The organism is Actinosynnema sp. NPDC023658, assembly GCF_040639995.1.
In the GTDB taxonomy this organism is placed as follows: domain Bacteria; phylum Actinomycetota; class Actinomycetes; order Mycobacteriales; family Pseudonocardiaceae; genus Actinosynnema.
The window spans coordinates 1-4358 of sequence record NZ_JBFAAX010000498.1; the positions used below are offsets into that span (position 1 = coordinate 1).

At 73.8% G+C, this 4358-nt stretch carries 3 protein-coding genes and 1 pseudogene; 1 reads left to right on the forward strand and 3 read right to left on the reverse strand.

Annotated features, from left to right (window positions below; all coding sequences use genetic code 11):
* Positions 1 to 535 (reverse strand): annotated as a pseudogene (locus AB0G02_RS29820) (transcriptional regulator); the annotation flags it as partial.
* 135 nt (positions 536 to 670) lie between these two features.
* Here AB0G02_RS29820 and AB0G02_RS29825 point away from each other — a divergent pair.
* Positions 671 to 1981, forward strand: a complete 1311-nt coding sequence (locus AB0G02_RS29825) for an aldehyde dehydrogenase family protein (protein ID WP_360800415.1) — start codon at positions 671 to 673, stop codon at positions 1979 to 1981.
* A 6-nt stretch (positions 1982 to 1987) separates the two neighbouring features.
* Here AB0G02_RS29825 and AB0G02_RS29830 read toward each other — a convergent pair whose 3' ends face one another.
* Together AB0G02_RS29830 and AB0G02_RS29835 are read right to left on the reverse strand one after the other, a co-directional pair.
* Positions 1988 to 3523 (reverse strand): beta-N-acetylhexosaminidase, encoded by a 1536-nt coding sequence (locus AB0G02_RS29830; protein ID WP_360800421.1) that lies wholly within the window; start codon positions 3521 to 3523, stop codon positions 1988 to 1990.
* A 140-nt stretch (positions 3524 to 3663) separates the two neighbouring features.
* Positions 3664 to 4358: CHAD domain-containing protein (locus AB0G02_RS29835; RefSeq protein WP_360800418.1), on the reverse strand; the 695-nt coding region annotated here is incomplete at its 5' end.

Sequence of the window (4358 nt, forward strand, 5' to 3'; positions counted from 1 at the left end):
GCCCGCTCACGTCCACCACGCCGATCGTGCGGCCGGTGTCCGGGTCGCGCACCGGGCTCGCCGCGCACGTCCACCCGTGGTAGGTCCGCACCAGGTGCTCGGCGGAGTGCACGGTCACCGACTCGCCGACCGCCAGCGCCGTGCCCATCGCGTTCGTGCCGGCCGAGGCCTCGCTCCAGCAGGCGCCCTCGGTCAGCCGCACCCGTTCGGCCAGGCCGCGCACGGACGTCGCGCCCTCGCACCACAGGATCGTGCCGTCCGCGTCGGTGATGATCATGACGTGCTGGGCCTCGTCCGCGATCCCGAGCAACGTCTCGCGCAGCACCGGCAGCGCTTCCGCGATCAGGTGCGCGTCGCGCCGTTCCAGCACCTCGGCGGGGTCGAGCACCAGGGGCGCCTCGTGCCGCTCGGGGTCGACCCGCGCGGCCAGCGACCGCCGCCACGACTCCACGATCAGCTCGCGCGCACCGCGGACCCGGTCCCCGCTCAGCACCACCTCGCGCACGTGGGCGAGCCGTCGCGGGTCCGGTTGCATGTGGCGCCTCCCCGACCAGGATGACCCGCCCCGACCGGTCGCGGCAAGCGAAACGCTGGTCCGTTCGGGTGCAACGCGACTGCAACGTCGCGCCCACCACCCTGCTGCCCGGGACCAACGCGGGGAGGCGTGGACATGGCCAGGTACGCGGCGCCGGGAGAGCGCGGCAGCGTCGTGTCGTACCGGGACCGGTACGACCACTTCATCGGCGGCGAGTGCGTGCCACCGGCCAGGGGCGGCTACTCCGCCGACCCGAGCCCGGTCACCGGCGAGGTGTTCACCGAGGTGGCCAGGGGCACCGCCGAGGACGTGCACCGCGCGCTGGAGGCCGCGCACGCCGCCGCGCCCCGGTGGGGGCGCACGTCGACGTCCGAGCGGGCGCACGTGCTCAACGAGGTGGCCGACCGGGTGGAGGACCACCTCGACTCGCTCGCCGTGGCCGAGACCTGGGACACCGGCGCACCGGTGCGGGAGGCGCTGGCCGACCTGCCGCGGGCGGTGGACTGCTTCCGCCACTTCGCGGCCGTGATCCGGACCCAGCGGGGCGGCGTCTCGGACCTCGGGGACGACCTGCTGGCCTACCACTTCGCGGAGCCGCTGGGCGTGGTCGACCGGTTCGTCCCGTGGCGCTCCCCGCTGCTCATGGCCGCCCTGGACCTCGCGCCCGCGCTGGCGGCGGGCAACACGGCGCTGCTCAGACCGTCCGACCGGGCGCCCGCGTCGATCCACGTGCTGGTGGACCTGGTGGGCGACCTGCTGCCGCCGGGCGTGGTCAACGTGGTCAACGGCGTCGGCTCCGAGGAGGACGAGCCGTCGGGCGGCAAGGGCGCGGACGTCTTCTTCGCCGACGTGGCCGACCGCCGTGACGCGTTCTACGACCGGGCGCTGGAGGGCTTCGCCACGTTCGCCCTCGACCGGGCGCTGGTGCAGACCCCGATCCACGACCGGTTCCTGACCGACGCCGTCGAGCGCGCGCGGGCGGCCGGGCCGGGTCACCCGCTGGACACCGACACCACCGTCGGGGCGCTGACCGGCCACGACCAGCTCGACCGGACCCTGTCGCTGATCGAGGTCGCCAGGCGCGACGGCGCCCGGGTCGTCTGCGGCGGCGAGCGGGTGGACCTCGGCGGCGAGCTGTCGGGCGGGTCCTACCTCGCGCCGACGGTCGTGGTGGGCGAGTCCCGGGTCGCCCGGTCCGAGCTCGTCGGACCGGTCGTGTGGGTGACCTCGTTCGACCACTTCGACGACGCGGTCAAGGAGCTGAGCGGCACCGCGAGCGGGGTCGGCGTGTGGTCGCGGGAGGCGGGTGTCGGCTTCCGGGCCGGTCGGCGGATCCGGACCCGCCGGGTGCGGGTGAACACGTTCCGGCCCGGCGCCGCGGACCACCACGCCCTGCTCGACCAGTACCAGCGCACGAAGACGATCCTGGTCGAGCAGGGCGCCTGAGCGGGGTCAGCTCCGCCAGGGCACCTGCGGCGAGGCGTAGTAGTTCACGCCCAGCACGTCCCACCGGTCGGCCTGCGCCGCGAGCCGGACCAAGAACCGGTCCCAGTCGTGCGTCGACCACGGCGACCAGCCCAGCTCCGCGATCGCGGGCAGCCGGGGGAAGGCCAGCTGCTCCAGGTCCGCGGAGTCGGTGATGGTCTCGCTCCACAGCGGGGCCTCGACGCCGCGCACCGCCTCGGCGGGCAGGCCCTCGATGTACGCGCCGGGGTTCCAGTCGTACGCGTCCTGCACGTCGGTGTACCCGGCCCAGCTCAACCCGAGCTTGGTGTCGGCGTCGTACTTCATGTCCAGGTACGCCTTGGTGGCGGGCGACAGCACGATCTCGCTGCCCCGCGCGGCGGCCGCGACCATGTCCGGCGCGGTCGTCTTCGTGCCCCAGAACTGCGGCACCGCCGACGCGGGCGGACCGGCCTTGACGAACTCGTGCCAGCCGGTCGCGGTCTTGCCGTGCTTGGCGACCAGCGGCAGCACCTTGTCCATGAACAGGTCGAAGTCCGGGTCGGTGGTGGCGTGCGCCTCGTCGCCGCCGATGTGGAGGTACTGCCCCGGCGTCAGCGCGGCCACCTCGCGCAGCACGTCGTCCACGAACCGGTAGGTGATGTCCTTGGTGATGCACAGGGAGCTGAAGCCGACGTTGATGCCGGTGTAGAGCGGCGGCGCGACACCGTCGCAGTTCAGCTCCGGGTACGACGACAGGGCGGCGTTGGTGTGACCCGGCATGTCGATCTCCGGGATGACCGTGATGTGCCGTGCGGCGGCGTAGGCGACGAGGTCCTTGTACTGCTCCTGGGTGTAGAAGCCGCCGGGTCCGCCGCCGACCTCGGTGCTGCCGCCGTGCGCGGTGAGGTTCGGCCAGCTCTTGATCTCCAGCCGCCAGCCCTGGTCGTCGGTCAGGTGCAGGTGCAGCCGGTTGATCTTGTAGAGGGCGATCTGGTCGACGTACCGCTTGACCTCGTCGACGGAGAAGAAGTGCCGGGCCACGTCGAGCATCGCGCCCCGGTGGGCGTAGCGCGGGTAGTCCAGCACCCGGCCACCGGGCGCGGTCCACGGCCCGCGCTGCCTGGTCTTCGCCTCCACCTTCGCGGGCAGGATCTGCCGGAACGTCTGCACGCCCGCGAACAGCCCGGCGGCCGTGCGCGCCCGGATCAGCACGCCCCGCCGGGTCACGTCGAGCTGGTAGCCCTCCGCGCCGACCCGGGCGTCCGCGCCGACGAGCAGCAGCGAGATGTGCCGCCCGGACGCGCCGGGCACGACCGGCAGCCGGTAGCCCGTGGACGGGCGCAGCACGCCCGCCAGGAACTCGCCCACCCGCCTCGCCTCGGTCGAACCGGGCTGGGTGTAGATCCTGGTGTCCGCGCCGAGCGTGAACGTCACGCCCGGTCGCGGGGTGGCAGTGACGGGAGCGGGCACGATGTGCTGCAACGGCGTCTCCGGGGCTGCTTGGGCGGGGACCGCCGTGCCGATCGCGCCGAGGAGCAGCAGCGCGACCAGCGCCCGACCGAACCCGCGCCGTCCGGCGCCTTCTGTGGGAAGCACTGACGTCCTCCTGGTCAGCGTGGATCACCGAGCGGCGGCACCGCCACCGTTTCAGCCGCACCGGGAGGTGTCAAGGTCCAGACCAATCACCGCAGCTTCGGCTTGCCGAGACCGCGCCACACGGCCGGGAAGCGGTCCTCGACCCGTTGTGCCGCCGCGGTCTCCAGGCCGTGCAGCACCCCGAACGTGAAGCCGTTCTCCCCGTCGAGCTGCGCCTTGGCGCCCAGCTCGCGCAGCACCGGCCGCGCCACCACGCCGTCCTGGTGCTCGCCCAGCAGCTCCTGCACCGCCTTGACCTCCTTGCGGTACCGCGCGGCCCGCTCCCCGAACGCCGGCTCGACCACCTCCACCGCGTACCGCAGCCGCTTGGCCGCCTTGCGCGCCTCGTGCAGACCGATGTCGTCGTGCGCGTCCTCGGCCCGCTTCGCCAGCCGCCGGTAGGCCCGGTCGACCAGGTCGGGCAACACCTTCGCGGCCTTCTTCCGGCCCGCCGGCGTGAACGGCGGGTCCGCGATCAGCGCGTCCACGGCGTCGAGGAGGGCGAAGTACCGCTCGCCGTCCAGCGCCGCCACGGCCGCCTCGTGCGCGGCGGTCTCCAACGGCGCGAAGTGCCGGGTGAGCTGCGCGGCGACCGGCCCGAGCACCAGCTCCCGGTCCAGCCCGGCGACCCGGTCGGAGAACCTGGCCCGCAGCACCTCCAGGTCGCGGGCCTGCCCGAGCACGCCCGCGAGCCACTTCAGCTCCTCGGTCAGCGCCCGCGTGCGGTCGCGTTCCACGATGG